This window comes from Ruegeria sp. SAZD013, assembly GCF_059612525.1.
Map to the genome: position 1 here is coordinate 886,396 of NZ_JBXWQT010000020.1, position 19,262 is coordinate 905,657.

Genomic DNA, 19,262 nt, shown 5'->3' on the forward strand with positions numbered 1-19,262 from the left:
CATTGAAGTAAATCACGGGGAAACAGAATTGACGGAGCCCCCAATGGACCTGAGCGCCTTGCACAGTTTTCGCGTGACTGCATGTGACCTGAACGGTCAGATGCGGGGCAAACGCGTGCCCCCTGAGTATGCGGGCAAGCTGGAGAAAGGCGCCGTGCGCATGCCGTTCTCGGCACTCAATGTCGATCTCTGGGGCGCGGACATTCACGGCAGCCCGCTGGTGTTTGAAACCGGCGATGCGGATGGCGTGCTGCGCCCAACCGACCGGGGCCCGGTGCCTGTGCCCTGGCTTCCGAAAGAAACGGCGCTGGTTCCGATGAGCTTGTATGACGATGCAGGTACCCCGTTTGCGGGTGATCCGCGCCACGCTCTGTCTGCCATTCTTGACCGTTATGCCAAACGCGGCTGGTCGGTCGTTGCGGCGACTGAGTTGGAATTCACACTAATCGATGCTTCGGGTGCGCAACCGCAACCTCCGTTGAACCCGATCACCGGGCGCCGCCTGCTGCATGAATCCGTTCTGTCGGTCGCTGAAATGGATGCGTTTGAGGATTTCTTCACAGATCTCTACGATGGCTGCGCCGCCATGGATATCCCCGCGCAAACCGCCATCTCGGAAAGTGGCGTTGGCCAATTCGAGATCAACCTGAATCATCAGGATGCCATGCGCTGTGCCGACGATACGTGGCTTTTCAAGGCGTTGACACGCGGCCTGGCGCGCAAACACGGGTTTGCCGCAACATTTATGTCAAAACCCTATGCCGATGATGCAGGCAATGGGATGCATGTGCATTTCTCGGTGCTGGACCATCGGGGGCGCAATGTGTTTGACAATGGCGGGCCTGAAGGGACCGGCATTCTGCATTCCGCCGTCGCGGGTTGTGTGGCGGCCATGCCAGGCAGCACGTTGATTTTTGCGCCCCACGGCAATTCTTACACCCGGCTTGTACCGGGTGCGCATGCCCCGACCGGGGCCTGCTGGGCCTATGAGAACAGAACCGCCGCAATTCGAATCCCGGGCGGGGCAACAGCAGCGCGGCGCATCGAACACCGCGTCGCAGGTGGCGACATCAACCCCTACCTGATGCTGACCGCGGTTTTGGGTGCAGCCCTTGCCGGGATCGAAGACGGTCTGCGGCCCCCTGCCCCGATCACAGGCAATGCCTACGATATCGAAGACCTGCCTCAACTGATGCCAGACTGGGCGGCCGCAATTGACAGATTTGAGACCGACCCCCTGGTCGCCCGGCTTTTCCCGGCGGATCTGATCCAGTACCTGATCATGACCAAGCGACAGGAAATTGAACGACTTGAGCGTATCGCTCCTGAAGATCACTGGCTGAGCTATCTCGAAGCGGTTTGACCCCCCTTGCCGCCTCATTCGGACTCAGCTAGAGTTAATTTGATCAAATTTGGTGACACATGAAAATCGGCATATTACAAACCGGCCACACACCAGATGCGTTGCATGGCGAATTCGGCGACTATGATGAGCTGTTTCCTGCACTTCTCGGTGGCAACGGATTTGAGTTCCAGACCTTCGCCGTGGTCGACGGCATATTCCCAAGCGGCGCGGATGACGCAGATGGCTGGGTCATAACCGGTTCGCGCCACGGCGCGTACGAAGACCTGCCGTGGATCGCCCCGCTGGAAGACTTGGTCAGAGAGATACAGCAAAGCGGAAAGCCACTGATCGGCGTATGCTTTGGGCATCAGATCATCGCGCAGGCACTGGGCGGCAAGGTCGAGAAGTTCAAGGGCGGATGGGCCGTCGGACGCACTGAATACAAGTTTGACGGCAACACAGTCTGGCTGAATGCCTGGCATCAGGATCAGGTTGTCGAGTTGCCCGAAGGCGCGCGCGTTCTTGGTCAGAACGCATTTTGCGAAAACGCGATGCTGGCTTATGGAGACACGATCTGGACGGTTCAGGCCCACCCTGAATTCACCAATGGTTTTGTCGCGGGCCTGATGCGCACACGGGGAAAAGGCGTCGTCCCCGAAGACCTGATGCGCGAGGCCGCAAATCGCGAAACCGCCCCGGATGACAACGCCACAATCGCGCGCCATATGGCCGAGTTTTTAAAGAAAGAGAGAGCCTGATGGCTGATTGGACTGATAAACTGCCGGAAGCCGCCAAAGCCTATTTCCACGGACAGCGGCTGGACGAGGTTGAATGTATCATCTCGGACCTTCCCGGAATTGCACGTGGCAAGGCCGTGCCTGCCACGAAATTCGCCAAGCAATCCTATTTTCACCTGCCTGACAGCATATTCTTCCAGACCATCACGGGGGACTGGGGTGAAGCCGCAGGTGACGACGGGTTCATCGAAAAGGACATGATCCTGAAGCCCGACTATTCGACGGCTTCAGCCGCACCCTGGACAGGGGACTGGACGCTGCAAGTGATCCACGACGCCTATGACCGGGATGGTGATCCGATCCCTTATAGCCCCCGTAACGTGTTGAAACGCGTGGTCCAGCTGTATCACAACCGAGGCTGGAAACCGGTTGTTGCGCCAGAAATGGAGTTCTTTCTGGTCGCCCCCAACGTCGATCCCGCACAGGAAATCAAGCCGATGATGGGGCGTTCTGGCCGCCCGGCTGCGGCGCGGCAGGCGTATTCGATGACCGCGGTGGACGAGTTCGGCCCGGTCATCGACGATATCTATGACTTTGCCGAACATCAGGGGTTCGAAATCGATGGCATCACCCAGGAAGGCGGTGCGGGCCAGTTGGAGATCAACCTGCGCCACGGCAACCCAGTCAAACTTGCTGATGAGGTTTTCTACTTCAAGCGCCTGATCCGCGAGGCGGCGTTACGGCACAATTGTTTTGCAACCTTCATGGCCAAACCGATCGAGGAAGAGCCGGGCTCGGCCATGCATATCCATCATTCGATTATCGACATGGAGACCGGCCAGAATATCTTTTCGGGCCCGCAGGGCGGCGAAACGGACGCGTTCTATCACTTCATTGCCGGGTTGCAGAACCATCTGCCCTCCGGTCTGGCCGTGATGGCACCTTATGTAAACTCGTATCGTCGCTACGTGAAAGACCACGCCGCACCGATCAATCTGGAATGGGCCCGCGACAACCGCACTACAGGCATTCGCGTTCCTCTGTCCGGACCTGAATCGCGCCGTGTCGAAAACCGCATCGCCGGTATGGATTGCAACCCGTATCTGGGCATCGCCCTGTCGCTGGCGTGCGGCTATCTGGGTCTGGTTGAACAAGAACGCCCGCGTCGTCAATTCTATGGTGACGCCTATGAAGGCGAAGGGGATATCCCCCAGGTCATGGGCGATGCGCTGGATATGTTTGACGAAGCCACAGCCCTGCACGAAATCCTTGGCCCCGAGTTTGCCCGTGTCTATGGCATCGTGAAGCGGGCCGAATATGAAGAATTTCTGCAGGTCATCTCTCCGTGGGAACGGGAACATCTGCTGATCAACGTCTGAGACTTTTCGTGAACCTGCTCTATTCCAATGACCGCAAGGGCGAATACCCTGCCAGCTGGTATGCCGCGACGGCGAACCCAACGGAACGCTTTCCTGTTTTGGCCGAAGATATTACGGCGGATGTCTGCGTTGTGGGCGGTGGCTACACAGGCCTGTCCGCAGCATTGCATCTGGCCGAGGCGGGGTTCGATGTCGTTCTGCTTGAAGCCCACCGTGTCGGATTTGGTGCCTCGGGGCGCAATGGTGGTCAACTGGGCAGCGCGCAGCGGATGGATCAGGAAGACCTTGAGCGTCTTGTTGGCGACCCGGATGCCGCAAAGCTGTGGGACCTGGCCGAAGACGCCAAGGATCTGGTCAAATCACTGATCGCCAAGCATCAGATCGCGTGCGACTTGCAACCCGGTGTCGCGGTTCTGGGTCTGTCAGCTTCGGAACGAAAAGAGCTGCATGACCATGCAGCCCATCTGTCCGACCGGTATCACTATGACCAGATCAAGCTGCTGGATGAAGACGAAGGCCACAAACTGTGCCCCTCACCCGCTTATAAGGGTGGGTATCTGGACATGGGGGCCGCTCATCTGCACCCATTGAACTTTTCGCTGGGGTTGGCGCAGGCTGCGGCCAAAGCGGGTGTTCGCATTTTTGAGGGCACCGAAGTCATCGATATTGACGAAACCCGGCCTGCCCTGATCCTGACCGCCAGGGGGAACGTTAGGGCCGACCATGTTGTGCTGGCCTGCAATGGCTATCTTGGCAATCTCAACCGGACCGTCGCGGCCCGTGTCATGCCCATCAACAACTTCATCGCAGCGACCGAACCCCTTGGCAGCGAGGCTGCGCGGGTCCTGACGCAGGATGTCGCGGTCGCGGATACCAAGTTCGTGGTGAACTATTTCCGCCTTAGCGCCGATGGCCGGCTTTTGTTCGGTGGCGGCGAAAGCTATGGCTATCGTTTTCCTGCGGATGTCGCTGCGAAGGTCCGCAAGCCGATGACCGAGATTTTCCCACATCTGCGCGATGTCAAAATCGACTACGCTTGGGGTGGGACGCTGGCCATTACCATGCGGCGGATGCCTTATCTGGTGCGTATCGCACCCAATATTCTGTCTGCTTCCGGCTATTCCGGTCATGGTGTAGGCACGGCGACCCATGCCGGGCAACTGATGGCGCTGGCCATTCAGGGACAGGCAGAAGGGTTCGATACAATGGCCCGCGTGCCAACCCTGCCCTTCCCCGGCGGATCCGCCCTGCGCAACCCGCTGCTGGTACTGGCAATGACATGGTTCGCCTTGCGGGACCGGCTTGGGATCTGATCCACGTTACTTGTGACAAATTGATGAATTTCCGCTGGCGCGACGATTGAGGGCTTGGATTGCCACCTGAATAGCTTTATCTTTACCAAAGATAGAATTCGGGAAATCCAAATATGACGCTTCCACCAAACGTTCATGACGCCGAACCCATCCCAGAAGCAGCAAAAGAAGCCATCGACGCCCTGATGCAGTCGGGCGACTTGTTTCGTTATACCGCCCCGCAAGATGCCCCGGTGTCTTTGCTAGAGGCCGAGTTTGCCGAACTGCTGGGCACAAAATACGCTCTCGCTGTTTCGTCCTGTTCTGCTGCGCTGTTTCTGTCACTTAAGGCACTGGGTTTGCCGCGCGATGCGCGCGTCCTGATCCCCGGCTTCACATTTGCCGCAGTTCCCTCGTCAGTCATTCACGCGGACTGCATCCCGGTTCTGTGCGAAGTGCGTGAGAATTATCGCATCGACATGCCCGATTTCGAGGCCAAGCTCGACAGCGTTCAAGCGGTGATCATCAGTCACATGCGCGGCCACACATCTGATATGGACGCGATCATGGCGCTGTGCGACGCGCGTGACATCCCGGTTGTCGAAGACGCTGCTCATTCGCTGGGCACGACCTGGCATGGCAAAAATATCGGAACCATCGGCAAGGTCGGCTGTTTCTCGTTTCAGTCCTACAAGATGATCAATGCGGGCGAAGGCGGTATTCTGATCTCAAACGATGCAGATCTGGTGGCCCGTGCCGTCATCATGTCGGGCGCGTACGAACATAACTGGAAGAAACACAAAGGACCGCACGGCGACAACTCACCCGAGCTGGAAGAGGCCTTCGCTCGCTGGCAGAACAAGTTGCCGCTTTATAACCTGCGTTTGAACAACCTGAGCGCCGCTGTGATCCGCCCGCAGATCCCGGAACTGGCCCGTCGTGTTCGCGACGGTCTGGCGAACCACGACTATGTTGCCGGACGCTTGAATACCTCACCCCATATCGACGTGCCCGCACCCTTGCCCCCCGAGCAGCGCGCGCCGGACTCGATTCAGTTCAATCTGGTTGGGTTGCAGGAACACGAGATTCGCGCATTTGCCGCCGCATCCGAGGCACGCGGTGTCAAAGTTCAGGTCTTTGGCCTGAGCCAGGACAATGCGCGCGCCTTCTGGAACTGGCAATTCCTGCCGGAAACGTTCGAGCTGCCGCAAACACGTGATATGCTGATGAAAGCGTGTGACGTCCGACTGCCCGTACGCCTGACGCGCGCAGAGCTGGACGTGATTGCAGATATTTTGCTGGCCGCCGTTGGCGAAGTGACCGGCCCAATGCCGGTCTACGGTACCTGAGACTAGAACTGGCCCACTTAAATGGTGGGCCTTTTCCTCCGGCTCACCTTAATTCAGTTTCGAAAGCTTCTGTTGAAGTTCAGCCAACTGTTTCTTGATATCGTCAAGATCCTCTTTCGGCTCTGACTTTTCACTTTCCTTCTCTGGCGAGGACCATCTGCCAGACAACCCACCTGTCATAGCCTTCAGAAATGCCTGCTGCTGTGCTTGCAACGCTTCAAAACCCGGCATCTGGGACATCGGGTTCATGGCGTTCATGTTTTCCATCATCTTGCTTTGGCTTTCGCGCAGCATATCGAACGAGCTTTGCAGGAATTGCGGCATCATGCCCCCGCCCGGCAGCATGTAGCTGCGCACCAGATCATTCAGAACATTGACCGGCAGCACATTCTCGCCGCGGCTTTCATGTTCAGCAATGATTTGCAGCAGATACTGCCGTGTCAGGTCGTCGCCGGATTTCAGGTCGATGATCTGTACTTCGCGCCCGTCACGGATGAATCCCGCGATATCTTCGAGCGTCACGTAATCGCTGGTCTCGGTGTTATACAGCCGACGGCTGGCATAGCGCTTGATCAGCAGCGGTTTTTCTTGGTCCGACACCGGGTTCCCTCCCCAAGGATGATGCGTTGCAGCACAGGTTATGCGAGTGCAGCACAAAAAGAAAGGGCAGGTCAATGGACCTGCCCAACGCGATTGCACCTATAGGGAGGGTCGGGTGCGTTTCGCTGACTTTTCTTACTTCGCAGCAGCAGCTTTTTTAGCGGCTGTGGTCACGTCGTTGGTTGCTTTTTTAACAGCAGCGGATGCTTCTTCCGCAGCTTCTTTACCAGCAGCCATCAGCAGTTCGACGGTTTCGGTCTGAACTTTTTTTGCGATTTCTGCGAAAGCGGCCATGTTCTCGGCTGCAACTTCAGCAGAAGCGCTTGCGAAATCGGTTGCTGCTTTTGCGTAGTCGGCAGGCTCTGCCTTGGCTTTCGACATCTCGGTCAGTTTGGCCAGCGTGTCTTTGGTCCATTTGCTCGAGATTTCTGCCGATTTCTCTGCTGCTTCCAGAGCAACGCCCGACAGCTTTTCATTCAGCGAAGCGGTCGATTTGAATGCGCCTTCCATTGCGGTTGTGTCCACGGGGAATGCACCCATCATGTCTTTCATGATCGCGGTAAAGTCTTGGGTCTTAGCCATTGTCATAATCCTTTTAGCCAGTCCGGGCCCACCCCGGGTTTCATCAGCTTGAGGACAATATGATTGCTGCAGCGCAGCATTGCAAGTTTTTTCTTGCTGCGCTGCAGAAAAAATCAAGTTTCAGAATGAAATCAGGCGTTTGGTTTTGCCACTACATACGTTCCGGGTGCAGCACCCAGGCTCGGGTGCTTCGAATCGCCAGGTTCACGGGCCGGTACCTGCTTGCCCGACCGTTTCTTAAGCCAGGCATCCCACATGGGCCACCAAGACCCTTCATGAAAATCGGCTTCCTTTAACCAGGTGGCGGCGTCTGTTTTCAAATCCGGGTTGGTGTAATGCCCATACTTTTTCTTGCTGGGCGGGTTCACAATGCCCGCAATATGACCCGACTCGGAAACCACGAAAGTTTTTGATCTCGAGCCCATCTTTTGCACACCGCGATAGCAGTCTTTCCACGCCGCGATATGATCGGTTTCGCATGTGATGGCTATCAGGGGCACATCAACGTCACCGAGCTTCAGCTTATGCCCCAGTACCTCAAAGCCATCGGTCGCGAATTCATTGCGCTGGCATAGCCCACGCAAGTACTCCACCGCCATTTTCGCAGGCAGGTTGGCTCCGTCACCGTTCCAGTACAGCAAATCAAAGGCCGGGGGCACTTCCCCCATCATGTAACTGCGAATGGCCGGGCCATAGATAAGGTCACGTGATCTCAAGAATGACATTGTGCGCGCCATGATCCACGACCGCAGAACACCTTCCTTTTTCACTTCTTCTTCGATTCCGTCGATAAAATCGTTTTGTAGGAAAGGCGTGAACTCTCCCTGATCGGAAAAATCCGTCAATGCGGTGAACAGGGTCGCCGATTTGACCGACTTGTCTCCTCGCTGTTTCAGCAGAGACAGCGTCAGGCTCAGGGTGGTACCTGCAATGCAATACCCCACCGCGTTGACCTGTTTGACCTTGCAAATCTTCTTGGCCGCCTCGATCGCGGTCAGGAAACCGTCCTGAATGTAGTCTTCCATGCCGGTTTCGGCATAGCTTTCGTCCGGATTGACCCAGCTCACTACAAACAGGGTATATCCCTGCTCGGTGATCCATTTGATCATGCTGTTCTGGGCTTTCAGGTCCAGAATATAGAACTTGTTGATCCAGGGCGGGAACAGGACAATCGGTGTCTCACATACAGTTTCGGTCGCCGGCTTGTACTGGATCAGTTCCATCATCCGGTTACGATAAACCACCTCCCCCGGCGTCGTCGCCAGGTTACCGCCGACCTCAAAGGCACTCTCATCTGCCAGTTTGACGACCAGCTCGCCATTGTTGGCCTCAAGATCTGACACAAGGTTTTCCAACCCCTTGATCAGTGACTGGCCCTCGGTTTCGACCGCTTTTTGTAATGCATCCGGATTGGTCGCCAGGAAGTTTGTCGGCGCCATCATATCGACGATTTGCTGCGAGAAATATTGCAGCCGCCTTTTGTCCTTGGCATCCAGATCGTCCACGGACGCAACAGCCTGCGCGATCGCTTGCGCATTGGTCTGGTATTGCTGGCGGATCAGTCGGAAATAGGGATTGGTCTCCCAAAGGGGGTTCGAAAATCGCTTGTCTTCTGTTTTGGGGGCTTCGCCTTCCGCGTCAGACGCAGTCAGCGCTTTCTGCGCCTCGGCAAAGTTCAGCACTGACTTGCCCCAGAATTCTATCTGCTGTTCCAGTAGTTTGGCGGGATTTTGCCAAGCCTCCGCCCAGTAGGCACTTGCTGCTCGTGCGAAAAGCTCTTGATTCGGGCCGTCCAGCGCGGGTGTGTGCGGCCGTTTTACAGCCATGACCTCAATCAGGCGCTTGGACAGCTTCTCGACCTTTTCCATATTTTCTTTAAGGCGTTCAATATGTTCTTCGGATACGTCTGGCATGTGGTCTTCACTAGTTGTCATTTTAACAATTCCCCCCTAACCTCGCTGCTATGCAGAATAACGTCGTGGGTGCTGGGGGGCAAAGCGACGAATGGTCCGAACTCTCAGGCTGACACTCAGGAGGCCCCATTTATGCGCTACATGATGACCTACGACCTGATGGAAACTGCGCGAAACACCAACCAGTGGCTTGGTGCAACCGCCAGCGCGATGGCGTCTTATCCGATGTTTTCCATGGTGCCGAACCCCGCATTCAACTGGATGGCCGCCTGGGGTGAAGTGACCGAGCGTACGTTCCAGCGGATGGTTGCAAAGCCCGATTGGGGTATTCGCACGTTCACCTGCGAAGATGGCAAGGATCATCTGGTTGAAATCACGACCGTTCTGGAACGCCCTTTTGGTGATCTGGTACATTTCCGCATCAATGGCCGAAAAGAACAACCGCGCAAAGTGCTGTTGGTTGCCCCGATGTCCGGTCACTATGCAACGTTGCTGCGGTCGACAGTCAAAAGCCTTCTGGTCAATTGCGAAGTCTACATCACCGATTGGCATAATGCGCGCGATATCCCTGTGTCTGCAGGTAAATTCGATGTCGAAGACTACACGCTCTACCTTGTAGATTTTATGAAAGAGCTTGGACCGGACACCCATGTTGTTGCCGTTTGCCAGCCTGCGCCTCTGACCTTGGCCGCAACGGCATACCTGGCCGAGATTGAACCCAAAGCTCAACCAAGCACCCTGACGCTAATAGGTGGCCCCGTCGACCCGGACGCAACGCCGACCGATGTGACAGACTTCGGTCGTCGCGTCACCATGGGCCAGTTGGAAGAAACAATGATCCAGCGTGTTGGCTTCAAGTACAAGGGCGTTGGACGTATGGTCTATCCGGGTCTGCTGCAATTGGCCTCGTTCATGTCCATGAACGCAGATCGTCACTCCAAAGCGTTTTCCGACCAGATCCAGCGCGTCATGCGGGACGAGGCCTCGGACCAGGATGCCCATAACCGTTTCTATGACGAATACCTGGCCGTGATGGACATGACAGCCGAGTTCTATCTTTCGACGGTCGAGCGGGTCTTCAAAAATCGAGAGATTGCGAGAAACGAGTTCGTGGTCGCGGGTCACAAGGTGGACATCAGTAAGATTACCGATGTTGCGGTGAAGACTGTCGAAGGTGCAAATGATGACATCTCCGCACCCGGCCAGTGTATTGCCGCGCTGGATTTGTGCACCGGCCTGCCGGACAGCAAAAAGGCAAGCCACGTCGAACCCGGTGCCGGTCATTATGGTATCTTCGCAGGCCGCAGCTGGCGCGACAACATTCGCCCTCTTGTGATTGATTTCATGAACGAAAACGCGCGAAAACCAAACCGTCGCGCGGCCAACTCCAACAAGGTAGCCTAACCGACATGAGCGGGTCAGCGCAAAATGGCCTCGCCTTTTCCTGTCTATGCGGCAACTTGCAGGGACGTATTTCAACCCGCGGTGTTAGGCAAGGCACACATGTTGAGTGTTTCTGCAATGATTGCCGAGCCGCTCAACTGTATTTCAAGCAACCGGACCCCGCACCCGGACCTGTCGGGATTTTTCAGATCGCACCGGATGAGATCGAAATCAGCACAGGAAGTCAGTATCTTGCGGCGATGCAACTCAGCCCCAAGGGCATGCTGCGTTGGTACGCCAGTTGCTGTAACGCACCTTTGGCGGCAACGCCCAAAACCGCGAAACTCCCGTTTGCTGGCGTTATCGTCGGCCGGGTTGCGGGTGGTGCTTCGGCGCTAGGACCCGTCACGACACGCGGGTTTGTTCCCCAACCAAACGGAAAGCAAAAGCACGAAAATCCCGGCGCCGCCATTTTTGGCCTGTTGCGCAGGGCCGCCGGATCGCGCCTGTCCGGGCGGTGGAAGTACACACCGTTTTTCGACCGGAATACCGGTGAGCCCGTGGTTATGCCAACTGTCATTTCAAAGACTGAACGCGCGACGCTTTACCAATAATCAAACCGTTGCTGGGCGTCCAACCAGGTTTGCAGCGCCTCATTGACGATGTCGGGCGTCTCCTGTGTCGGCAAGTGACCGGCCTTTTCAATAACTAGCAGTTCCGCTCCGGGAATGAGTTCTGCCATGAAAGAATGCCGTTTGACAGGTGTCAGAGTGTCGTGCGCACCGCACAGAACCAACGTGGGCACCTTGATGCGACGCAATGCGACCTGTTGATCAGGGCGGCGTTGCAGGGAACGCATCTGACGCACGAAAGTTTCAGCACCCAAATCCTGTGCCATTGCCAGCAAGCCGTTCAGGATGGGAATACGCTGCGGGCCCGGTGCCAGCGCGTCGGACCCTACAAGTTTCCGCATGACCTCCTCCAACCGGCCACCTTGCGCGCCAATGATCAGGTCTTCGCGACTGGCCGCCATTTGAGGCGTGTCCGCCTGCGCATCAGTTGCCATCAGGCACAGGCGCGACACACGTTCCGGTGCTCGGCGGATCAGCTCTAACGCCACCACACCACCCATGCTTAATCCAGCCAGTGCAAACCGATGTGGAAGCTGGTCCAGCAGACCCGAGGCGATCTCTTCGATACGCTCACCTGCTGAGAGCGGCGCAACGGTTACGGGTCGCGTCTGCGAAAACACCTCGATCTGAGGGCGATACAGTCGGGCATCGCACATCAGTCCAGGTAGCAGTACCAGCGGCTCGATCACGCAGGGGCTCCATATGCTCGGTATTCCGAGCCCTTGGGTTTGTAGTCAGGTTGAGAATTTATCACATTCAAACAAGCGGAACGTCACGGATAGGCGATTGCCCGAAAAGCCGGAAAGTCAGCATAGCGGGACCGTCGTGAAGCCGCACTTTCCTCGGGCTCAGCGCCCGGTTTCAGAAGGCATCCGCGTGGCGCAATGTAGCTGTCAATCCGCCGCTGCGGTTTAGGGCGCCACACCAGATTGAAAGCGCAGAGTTTCGGAAAAAACCAGATTTCGGAATAATCCAGGTGATCATGCATCCACCATGCCAGATCCCGCCAATCCCGGCCCTGCGCAAACTGATCCGCAAACCAGGGGATTACAATAGACGCCCCGGCAATCCGCGCATCCCCGTCCCCACGATCCCAGATGTGGCATTCCAACGGGTGATCATTTCGGGCACAGTTCAGTTTGTTTTCATTGCCAAACCTGTTTAGCGACGGTGAGCGATAGCCCGAGCGCACAGCGATCCTGCCAAAGGTCTCTTCCAGCGGGTCCAGCAGAGTTTCACAGAACGCACGTCCTGTCTCGATAGCCAGATCCGGATTGTCTGGAATGTTCTGTTTTTGGTGAAAGTTCCCGATCTCGGAATAGAGGAAATCGCGCATGAAGAAATACCGGGACAGACGAACGCGCCCTAAGGTCTCAAGGCTCCACATACTGCCCGGCTTACGCATCTTACCGCGACCCGAGGCCGCCATCATTCCACCCCCAGCCCTTTTAACCAATCCAGGATACCGGCCACAGCCGCGTCGGTCTGCCCTGGCGACATCAGGCGACCGGCAATAACATGAGATGACGGATCATCCTCGGGACCCATTGTCACCAGTTTGACGGATGCTGGCGCACCCCACGCTTCGGCGACCTCGTGTGTGCGGTCAGGGCGCACCACCTGATCGTTGTCCGAGAACCAGAACAGCACGGGCACCAGGGCGTTCGAGAAATCCAGCGCATAGACTTTTTCGACCAGAACGGACATCGGCACGACCGATTCCCACGGATAGACCGTAGACCAATATTTGTTCTTTTCCGGGTCTGGCCCCGATACATCGCGTTCGTCCCCCATCAGGACCGGTAACCAATCCCTCGCCCATGGCAAAGTGGGAATCCATGCCGCGGCCGTGTTGACCCCGAAATTCGGAGAGACAAAGACCATGCCGACAACATCTTCGCTGAGGCTGGCATCCAAAGCGGCGGCGGCTGCAAGCGTCGCACCGGTCGAAGTTGAGATTACGATCACCTTGTCCCCAACAGCACGCGCGGCCGCCAATCCCTCGGCGGTGTCCTGCATCCAGCCCGAGGCAGTGCCTTCCGCCATGGCTGATCCGGTTCGCCCATGACCTTGCAGGCGTGTGTAAACCAGATTGGCCCCCAGCGCGTCTGCCACAAGGTCCGGCACTGGCCGGATTTCCTCGGAACTTGCTGAAAAGCCATGGATGTAAAGAACGGAATACGGGGTGCGCCGTTCGTTAAAGCCATCCTGCCAGATCACTCGTTTTTCGACACCCGGAACGATATCGTCAAACGCGGCTTCGGTGCTTTCGAAATAAACCTGTACGCCCTCACCGAACTTGCGCGGATCAAAGCTTGGGCTCAGGTTCACCTCTTCGCGCGGACCAAACCAGTAGATAAGGCCGCCGATGACAATAAACGCAAGGAACAAGCGCCCCAGAAGCCATCCCAAACGCCGCATCACGCGTCTCCCAACACATCCAGAACCGCCGCCTCGATCAAGCCAAGACATGCATCATCCGAGAACCTGTGATCGGCATCCTTGACCAAAAGAAGCTGCATGTCCGGCCCTGTTGCGTGGTCCAGCAACCTAACGGCCGTTTCAGTCGAAACGGCTGTATCCGCTGTTCCCTGTAGGAAACGAACCTTGAACGGCAGGTTCAACGTGTCGCGCAGTACAAGGCGCTGCCGCCCATCTTCGATCATCCGTTTGGTGACGATGTAAGGTTCCATGTAATCGGACGGCAACTCGACATGCCCGACAGTTTCCAGGGCGGCTTTCTGGTCATCGGTGAAGGATGCCCAATAGCCATCTTCCGTGAAATCCGGCGCGGCGGCGATCGTGACCATACCTGCAATCTGGTCCGGCAGGGCCTTGGCCAGCAAAAGCGCCTGCCACCCCCCCATGGACGAGCCGACAACGATCAGCGGCCCCTTGGTCAAGGCATCGACCGCAGCGACAGTGTCCTCATGCCAATCCCCAATGCAGCCATCCTTGAACGCGCCAGAGCTTTCGCCATGACCGGAATAATCAAACCGCAAAAAGGCCCGCCCCCGCGCCTGCGCCCAAGCTTCCAGATGGACTGCCTTGGTGCCTTCCATATCCGACATAAGCCCACCCAGAAAAACCAGGGTCGGCCCTGAGCCTTCGGTTTTGTGATAGGCCAGTTTTCGCCCTTGTGCTGTTTCCAGAAAATCCGTCGCCGCCATGAAACCCTCTTATGCTTTGGGGAACATCATGCACGGCAGCCCGTTGGTCGCAATTCCCGAATTCGGGGTGTCGTGGCGTCAGTGACCGTACCCTGCGACCCTTGACAGGAATTGCTGCACCTGCCACATCAGCCAGACGCAAATAACCCGCAACCGGGCGTTCAGTGGGCGCCAAACCGACGAGGAGAGCCGAAATGGCCCTGGATTCAAAATCCGTCTCTCTCACTTTCCCAGATGGCAATGCACGTTCCTATGACGCAGGGGTTACGCCCGCGCAGGTGGCTGCCGATATTTCAAGTTCGCTGGCCAAAAAGGCCATCTCGGCCACCGTTGACGGCAAACACTGGGACCTGCAATGGCCTATCGAAGCCGATGCACAGCTTGCCATCCACACCATGAAGGATGACGCGCAGGCCGACGAACTGATCCGCCACGATCTGGCCCACATCATGGCCCGCGCCGTGCAGGAAATCTGGCCTGCGACCAAGGTCACCATCGGCCCCGTTATCGAAAACGGCTGGTATTATGACTTCGACCGGGAAGAACCGTTCACGCCCGAAGATCTTGGCCTCATCGAGAAAAAGATGAAAGAGATCATCAACAAGCGCGATCCTGTCACCACCGAGGTTTGGGATCGCGAGCGGGCCATCGAGTTCTACAAGGCCAATAACGAGCCCTACAAGGTTGAGCTGATCGAAGCCATTCCCGGGGACGAGCCGTTGCGCATGTACTGGCACGGCCACTGGCAGGATTTGTGCCGCGGTCCGCATCTGCAACATACCGGTCAGGTTCCCGGTGATGCGTTCAAGCTGATGTCCATCGCCGGTGCCTATTGGCGCGGCGACAGCAACCGCGCGATGCTGCAACGCATCTACGGCGTGGCCTTCACCGGCAAGGAAAAACTGAAAGACCACCTTCATATGCTGGAAGAGGCCGCAAAGCGCGACCACCGCAAACTAGGCCGCGAGATGGACCTGTTTCACATGCAGGAAGAAGCCCCCGGTCAGATTTTCTGGCACCCCAATGGCTGGACCATCTACACCCAGTTGCAGGACTACATGCGCCGTCAGCAGCGCAAGGGTGGGTATGTCGAGGTGAACACGCCGCAGGTCGTTGACCGCAAACTGTGGGAACGATCAGGCCACTGGGACAAATATCAGGAAAACATGTTCATCGTCGAAGTCGACGAGGAACATGCCCGCGAAAAGGCCGTCAACGCGCTCAAACCGATGAACTGCCCCTGCCATGTCGAGATTTTCAAGCAAGGCCTGAAATCCTATCGCGACCTGCCGCTGCGCATGGCCGAGTTCGGATCGTGTAACCGTTACGAACCCTCTGGTGCATTGCATGGCATCATGCGGGTGCGCGGGTTCACGCAGGACGACGCCCATATCTTTTCAACCGAAGAACAGATCGAGGCGGAGACCGCCGAATTCATCCGTTTCCTCAGCGTGATTTACAAGGATCTGGGATTCGAGGATTTTTCGGTGAAATTCTCTGACCGCCCCGAAACCCGCGCCGGATCGGACGAGGTATGGGACAAGGCAGAAGCGGCACTTTTGTCCGCCACCCGTGCCGCCGGGATCGAACCGGAACTGAACCCGGGCGAAGGTGCATTCTATGGTCCGAAACTGGAATTCGTTCTGACGGACGCCATCGGGCGTGACTGGCAATGCGGCACCTTCCAGGTCGATTTCGTTCTGCCCGAACGGCTGGACGCCACCTATATCGGCGCCGACGGGGCCAAACACCGCCCCGTCATGTTGCATCGCGCCACGCTGGGATCCTTCGAACGCTTTATCGGTATCCTGATCGAGGAACACGCAGGCAAATTGCCGTTCTGGCTGGCCCCGCGTCAGGTCGTCGTCGCGTCCATCACATCCGACGCGGACGACTATGTCGCCAAAGTGGTCGAAACCCTGCGCGCGGCAGGTGTGCGGGCCGAGGCTGACATCCGCAATGAAAAGATCAACTACAAGGTCCGTGAGCATTCGGTCGGCAAAGTACCTGTAATTCTGGCCGTCGGTCACCGCGAAGTTGACGAGCGCACCGTAAGCGTGCGGCGACTGGGTGAAAAACAGACTCAGGTACAACCGCTTGATGTTGTAACAAAAGAGCTGGCACGCGCCGCCACCCCGCCAGATCTGCTGTAACAAACAGCACCATATCCAAAAAAATCCGACCCCTCCTATGGGGTCGGATTGTAACATTTCACCCTTTCTTCATCAAAAACAGTGTATTACGCTGCAAGGGGGCAGGCCGCCCCATGACGCGCTTGTGAGACACGGGCTCGTGAATTCAACTCTGCCCATCAAGCCACTACCTTTGTCATTGTCACAAGCAGACATACCCAGTCATCAAGAGGATTACCGAGATGTCGAAAACAGCTAAATCCCTGGTTATCGCAACCGCAGTCGCAGCCGCCGTGTCTGGTGCCGCAACCACAGCAAGCGCACAGGCAAAAGAAAAGTGCTACGGTGTATCGCTGGCCGGCCAGAACGACTGCGCCGCAGGTCCCGGAACCACATGCGCGGGCACCTCGACCGTTGATTATCAGGGCAACGCATGGACCCTGGTTGACGCAGGCACTTGCGCCGACATCGAACTGCCAGCAGAAGCAAACGGCACACCGCGCAAAGGTTCGCTGGAAGCGCTGGAACGCGACCTGCCGGCATAAGATTGGCCTGACGATTTCAAGGGGCGGGCTCCATCGCCCGCCCTTTCCCTTTCGTGATCGAGGAACTGGCCCATGTTGGATGACACCCACCGGTCAAACCGCCTGCCTGCAGCGCCGGGCGTAGGTTACAAACCGCAACATTTTGCTCAGATACTTGAACACGCACAGCCTGTTGCATGGCTGGAAATCCATGCCGAGAACTATATGGGCGACGGCGGGCGGCCCTTGGCGCAGCTGCGCCACCTCTCCGAAAAGTTCCCAATCTCGGTCCATGGCGTTGGCCTTTCCATTGGCGGTGAAGGCGCGCTGGACCCTGATCATCTGGCCCGGCTAAAACACCTGGTAGGCTGGCTGAACCCTGCAAGCTTTTCCGAACATTTGGCCTGGTCCACCCATGACAGCCATTTTTACAACGACCTGCTGCCCCTTCCCTATACCGACGAAACTCTTGCGCGGGTTTGTGAACATATCGACCAGGTCCAGCACACGGTCGGGCGCCAGATGCTGCTGGAAAACCCGTCCAGCTATCTGGCCTTCGAGGAAAGCACCTGGTCCGAACCTGATTTCCTGAGGGAGATTGCCAGGCGCACCGGTTGCGGCTTGTTGCTGGACGTAAACAATGTCTTTGTCTCGGCCACCAATCTGGAATTCTCGCCGCAAAGTTATATTGACGCCTATCCGCTTGAAAAAGTGTCGGAAATCCACCTTGGCGGCCATGATGAGGATGAAGACGATCACGGTCATCCGCTGCTGATCGACAGTCACGGACGAGAAGTGGTCGACCCGGTGTGGACCCTGCTGGATTATGTGCTGGAGCGTTCGGGGCCAAAACCCATTCTGATCGAATGGGACACTGATGTGCCGGATTGGCCCGTTCTGCGAGATGAGGCCGTTCGCGCGCAATCCGCACTGGACCGGATACCGGTATGAGTGTTTCGCAATCTGAATTCCGCGCGGCCATGATGGATGCGTCAGCGCCCGTTCCCGGCGGATTGCTGGACGGTGGCGCGCGCCCCGCCGGTCGCCGGTTCAGCGTGTACCGCAACAATGTTGCGGTGTCGCTGACCGAGGCGATGCATCAGGCGTTTCCCGTGATTGCCAAATTGCTAGGGGCGCAGAACATGGATGGGCTGGCCGGGATTTTCCTGCGTCAACACCCGCCCTCCTCTCCTCTGATGATGTTTTATGGCGAGGCGTTTCCTGATTTTCTGGCCGGAATGCCCCAACTTGCCCATCTCGGATACCTGCCCGACGTGGCCCGGTTAGAGATTGCCTTGCGCAAGTCCTACCACGCCGCCGACAGCGAACCTGCGCCGGCAGACGTTTTAGCGGTCGAGCCCGAGCAGGTCATGCAGGCCCGGTTGCAGTTTGCACCGGCCATGCAGGTGATCCGCTCGGACTGGCCCATTCACGCTATCTGGCGCTTCAACATGGAAGCCGATGCCCCGAAACCAGATGCACGGGCCGAGGATGTGTTGATCACGCGCGCCGAGTTCGACCCGACACCCAATCCGCTTCCAGCGGGTGGTGCAGACTGGATCGCCTATATGCAGAACGGCGACACAATCGGCGGGGCATTTGAAAAAACGACTGCTGAACTGCCTGAATTTGATCTTGGAACCACTCTGGCACTGCTTCTGAAGGGTGGTGCAATAACCTCTGTGACTATCGAAAGGCCCAAGACATGACTGCTCTGATCTCAACCTACAATAACACCATGGGAAAACTGGACTTTGCGTCTGGCTGGTTGACCCCTACGCTGGCACGGCTGGTCTTTGTTGCGGTTCTTCTGGTCTATTACTGGAACTCGGCCATGCTGAAGATCGACGGATCGATCTTTTCGCCTTCGGCAGGTGCCTTTGGTCAGATTTTCCCCAAAGCGGCAGAAGCTGTTCTGTATGACGTGTCCCAAATGACGTTCTTCCAACGCATCGTCATCTTCATGGGAACGGTTGCAGAATTTGTGCTTCCGACGCTTCTTCTGGTTGGACTGTTCTCGCGTCTGGCGGCTTTGGGCATGATCGGTTTTATCTGGGTGCAGACCCTTGTCGACGTCACCGGACATGGCGTGAAACTGGGCAGCCTGTTCGACGCGGCCCCGTCCCTGATGGATCAGCGCACGATGTGGACCTTCCTGATGCTGGTGATCGTCGTCAACGGCGCAGGCCCGATCTCACTCGACCGGATCCTGCGCCTTAAGTAA

At 57.0% G+C, this 19,262-nt stretch carries 19 protein-coding genes; 12 read left to right on the plus strand and 7 right to left on the minus strand.

Annotated elements, in window-relative coordinates:
- The first annotated feature begins 43 nt into the window (after nucleotides 1-43).
- The 5 genes from AC2FLU_RS10625 to AC2FLU_RS10645 all read left to right on the plus strand — a co-directional run bounded on the left by AC2FLU_RS10625 (nucleotide 44) and on the right by AC2FLU_RS10645 (nucleotide 6,102).
- Nucleotides 44-1,363: a glutamine synthetase family protein gene (locus AC2FLU_RS10625; RefSeq protein WP_496808682.1), complete on the plus strand. Its 1,320-nt coding sequence runs from the start codon at nucleotides 44-46 to the stop codon at nucleotides 1,361-1,363.
- Nucleotides 1,364-1,422: 59 nt separating this feature from the next.
- On the plus strand, nucleotides 1,423-2,103 hold the full coding sequence (locus AC2FLU_RS10630; RefSeq protein ID WP_496808681.1) for a type 1 glutamine amidotransferase: 681 nt from the start codon (nucleotides 1,423-1,425) through the stop codon (nucleotides 2,101-2,103).
- Complete coding sequence (locus AC2FLU_RS10635; RefSeq protein ID WP_480473449.1) at nucleotides 2,103-3,461, plus strand: glutamine synthetase family protein; 1,359 nt, start codon at nucleotides 2,103-2,105, stop codon at nucleotides 3,459-3,461. Before AC2FLU_RS10630 ends, AC2FLU_RS10635 begins: the two co-directional genes overlap by 1 nt.
- Nucleotides 3,462-3,469: 8 nt before the next feature.
- The gene (locus AC2FLU_RS10640; protein WP_496808680.1) at nucleotides 3,470-4,774 is read left to right on the plus strand and encodes an NAD(P)/FAD-dependent oxidoreductase; all 1,305 of its coding nucleotides are present in this window, start codon (nucleotides 3,470-3,472) and stop codon (nucleotides 4,772-4,774) included.
- Between the two features lie 113 nt (nucleotides 4,775-4,887).
- Nucleotides 4,888-6,102, plus strand: a complete 1,215-nt coding sequence (locus AC2FLU_RS10645; RefSeq protein WP_496808679.1) for a DegT/DnrJ/EryC1/StrS family aminotransferase — start codon at nucleotides 4,888-4,890, stop codon at nucleotides 6,100-6,102.
- A gap of 48 nt (nucleotides 6,103-6,150) precedes the next feature.
- On the opposite strand, the gene phaR is transcribed toward AC2FLU_RS10645, so the two are convergent.
- The 3 genes from phaR to AC2FLU_RS10660 all read right to left on the minus strand — a co-directional run bounded on the left by phaR (nucleotide 6,151) and on the right by AC2FLU_RS10660 (nucleotide 9,218).
- Nucleotides 6,151-6,702 carry a polyhydroxyalkanoate synthesis repressor PhaR gene (gene phaR, locus AC2FLU_RS10650; protein WP_267365377.1) on the minus strand — a complete coding sequence of 184 codons (552 nt, stop codon included), beginning with the start codon at nucleotides 6,700-6,702 and terminating at the stop codon, nucleotides 6,151-6,153.
- Between the two features lie 135 nt (nucleotides 6,703-6,837).
- Nucleotides 6,838-7,284, minus strand: coding sequence for a phasin family protein (locus AC2FLU_RS10655; protein ID WP_209503426.1), 447 nt, complete (start codon nucleotides 7,282-7,284; stop codon nucleotides 6,838-6,840).
- Between the two features lie 131 nt (nucleotides 7,285-7,415).
- Nucleotides 7,416-9,218 carry a PHA/PHB synthase family protein gene (locus AC2FLU_RS10660; RefSeq protein WP_496808678.1) on the minus strand — a complete coding sequence of 601 codons (1,803 nt, stop codon included), beginning with the start codon at nucleotides 9,216-9,218 and terminating at the stop codon, nucleotides 7,416-7,418.
- A gap of 111 nt (nucleotides 9,219-9,329) precedes the next feature.
- Here AC2FLU_RS10660 and phaZ point away from each other — a divergent pair, with 111 nt between their 5' ends.
- Both phaZ and AC2FLU_RS10670 read left to right on the plus strand, forming a co-directional pair.
- Nucleotides 9,330-10,601 (plus strand): polyhydroxyalkanoate depolymerase, encoded by a 1,272-nt coding sequence (gene phaZ / locus AC2FLU_RS10665; protein WP_480553820.1) that lies wholly within the window; start codon nucleotides 9,330-9,332, stop codon nucleotides 10,599-10,601.
- Between the two features lie 5 nt (nucleotides 10,602-10,606).
- Complete coding sequence (locus tag AC2FLU_RS10670; RefSeq protein WP_496808677.1) at nucleotides 10,607-11,194, plus strand: DUF6151 family protein; 588 nt, start codon at nucleotides 10,607-10,609, stop codon at nucleotides 11,192-11,194.
- Here AC2FLU_RS10670 and AC2FLU_RS10675 read toward each other — a convergent pair.
- From AC2FLU_RS10675 to AC2FLU_RS10690, 4 genes are all read right to left on the minus strand, one after another.
- The gene (locus AC2FLU_RS10675) at nucleotides 11,185-11,901 is read right to left on the minus strand and encodes an alpha/beta fold hydrolase (protein ID WP_496808676.1); all 717 of its coding nucleotides are present in this window, start codon (nucleotides 11,899-11,901) and stop codon (nucleotides 11,185-11,187) included. The genes AC2FLU_RS10670 and AC2FLU_RS10675 overlap by 10 nt on opposite strands.
- An 83-nt stretch (nucleotides 11,902-11,984) precedes the next feature.
- Entirely contained in the window at nucleotides 11,985-12,599 is a 615-nt protein-coding gene (locus tag AC2FLU_RS10680; protein ID WP_480553893.1) for a hypothetical protein, read from the minus strand.
- Nucleotides 12,600-12,640: 41 nt separating this feature from the next.
- The gene (locus AC2FLU_RS10685; protein WP_496714848.1) at nucleotides 12,641-13,633 is read right to left on the minus strand and encodes an alpha/beta hydrolase; all 993 of its coding nucleotides are present in this window, start codon (nucleotides 13,631-13,633) and stop codon (nucleotides 12,641-12,643) included.
- Entirely contained in the window at nucleotides 13,633-14,382 is a 750-nt protein-coding gene (locus tag AC2FLU_RS10690) for an alpha/beta hydrolase (RefSeq protein ID WP_480553824.1), read from the minus strand. Before AC2FLU_RS10690 ends, AC2FLU_RS10685 begins: the two co-directional genes overlap by 1 nt.
- A 194-nt stretch (nucleotides 14,383-14,576) precedes the next feature.
- On the opposite strand from AC2FLU_RS10690, the gene thrS reads away from it, so the two are divergent.
- The 5 genes from thrS (at nucleotide 14,577) to AC2FLU_RS10715 (ending at nucleotide 19,262) form a co-directional block, all read left to right on the plus strand.
- On the plus strand, nucleotides 14,577-16,535 hold the full coding sequence (thrS, locus tag AC2FLU_RS10695) for a threonine--tRNA ligase (protein ID WP_496811970.1): 1,959 nt from the start codon (nucleotides 14,577-14,579) through the stop codon (nucleotides 16,533-16,535).
- A gap of 221 nt (nucleotides 16,536-16,756) precedes the next feature.
- On the plus strand, nucleotides 16,757-17,059 hold the full coding sequence (locus AC2FLU_RS10700; RefSeq protein WP_267365389.1) for a BufA1 family periplasmic bufferin-type metallophore: 303 nt from the start codon (nucleotides 16,757-16,759) through the stop codon (nucleotides 17,057-17,059).
- Nucleotides 17,060-17,131: 72 nt separating this feature from the next.
- Nucleotides 17,132-17,989, plus strand: a complete 858-nt coding sequence (gene bufB, locus AC2FLU_RS10705) for an MNIO family bufferin maturase (protein ID WP_480492916.1) — start codon at nucleotides 17,132-17,134, stop codon at nucleotides 17,987-17,989.
- Nucleotides 17,986-18,747, plus strand: coding sequence for an HvfC/BufC family peptide modification chaperone (locus AC2FLU_RS10710; protein ID WP_480473461.1), 762 nt, complete (start codon nucleotides 17,986-17,988; stop codon nucleotides 18,745-18,747). The genes bufB and AC2FLU_RS10710 overlap by 4 nt, the downstream gene beginning before the upstream one ends.
- A complete protein-coding gene (locus tag AC2FLU_RS10715; RefSeq protein WP_480473462.1) occupies nucleotides 18,744-19,262 on the plus strand; it encodes a DoxX family protein in 519 nt (172 codons plus the stop codon). The genes AC2FLU_RS10710 and AC2FLU_RS10715 overlap by 4 nt, the downstream gene beginning before the upstream one ends.

Bases quoted from the DNA above. Each gene is read 5' to 3' on its own strand.
- AC2FLU_RS10625 (WP_496808682.1), top strand. From the start codon at position 44: ATGGACCTGAGCGCCTTGCACAGTTTTCGCGTGACTGCATGTGACCTG.
- AC2FLU_RS10630 (WP_496808681.1), top strand. From the start codon at position 1,423: ATGAAAATCGGCATATTACAAACCGGCCACACACCAGATGCGTTGCAT.
- AC2FLU_RS10635 (WP_480473449.1), top strand. From the start codon at position 2,103: ATGGCTGATTGGACTGATAAACTGCCGGAAGCCGCCAAAGCCTATTTC.
- AC2FLU_RS10645 (WP_496808679.1), top strand. From the start codon at position 4,888: ATGACGCTTCCACCAAACGTTCATGACGCCGAACCCATCCCAGAAGCA.
- AC2FLU_RS10655 (WP_209503426.1), bottom strand. From the start codon at position 7,284: ATGGCTAAGACCCAAGACTTTACCGCGATCATGAAAGACATGATGGGT.
- AC2FLU_RS10660 (WP_496808678.1), bottom strand. From the start codon at position 9,218: ATGACAACTAGTGAAGACCACATGCCAGACGTATCCGAAGAACATATT.
- phaZ (WP_480553820.1), top strand. From the start codon at position 9,330: ATGCGCTACATGATGACCTACGACCTGATGGAAACTGCGCGAAACACC.
- AC2FLU_RS10670 (WP_496808677.1), top strand. From the start codon at position 10,607: ATGAGCGGGTCAGCGCAAAATGGCCTCGCCTTTTCCTGTCTATGCGGC.
- AC2FLU_RS10680 (WP_480553893.1), bottom strand. From the start codon at position 12,599: ATGTGGAGCCTTGAGACCTTAGGGCGCGTTCGTCTGTCCCGGTATTTC.
- AC2FLU_RS10685 (WP_496714848.1), bottom strand. From the start codon at position 13,633: ATGCGGCGTTTGGGATGGCTTCTGGGGCGCTTGTTCCTTGCGTTTATT.
- AC2FLU_RS10690 (WP_480553824.1), bottom strand. From the start codon at position 14,382: ATGGCGGCGACGGATTTTCTGGAAACAGCACAAGGGCGAAAACTGGCC.
- thrS (WP_496811970.1), top strand. From the start codon at position 14,577: ATGGCCCTGGATTCAAAATCCGTCTCTCTCACTTTCCCAGATGGCAAT.
- AC2FLU_RS10700 (WP_267365389.1), top strand. From the start codon at position 16,757: ATGTCGAAAACAGCTAAATCCCTGGTTATCGCAACCGCAGTCGCAGCC.
- bufB (WP_480492916.1), top strand. From the start codon at position 17,132: ATGTTGGATGACACCCACCGGTCAAACCGCCTGCCTGCAGCGCCGGGC.
- AC2FLU_RS10710 (WP_480473461.1), top strand. From the start codon at position 17,986: ATGAGTGTTTCGCAATCTGAATTCCGCGCGGCCATGATGGATGCGTCA.
- AC2FLU_RS10715 (WP_480473462.1), top strand. From the start codon at position 18,744: ATGACTGCTCTGATCTCAACCTACAATAACACCATGGGAAAACTGGAC.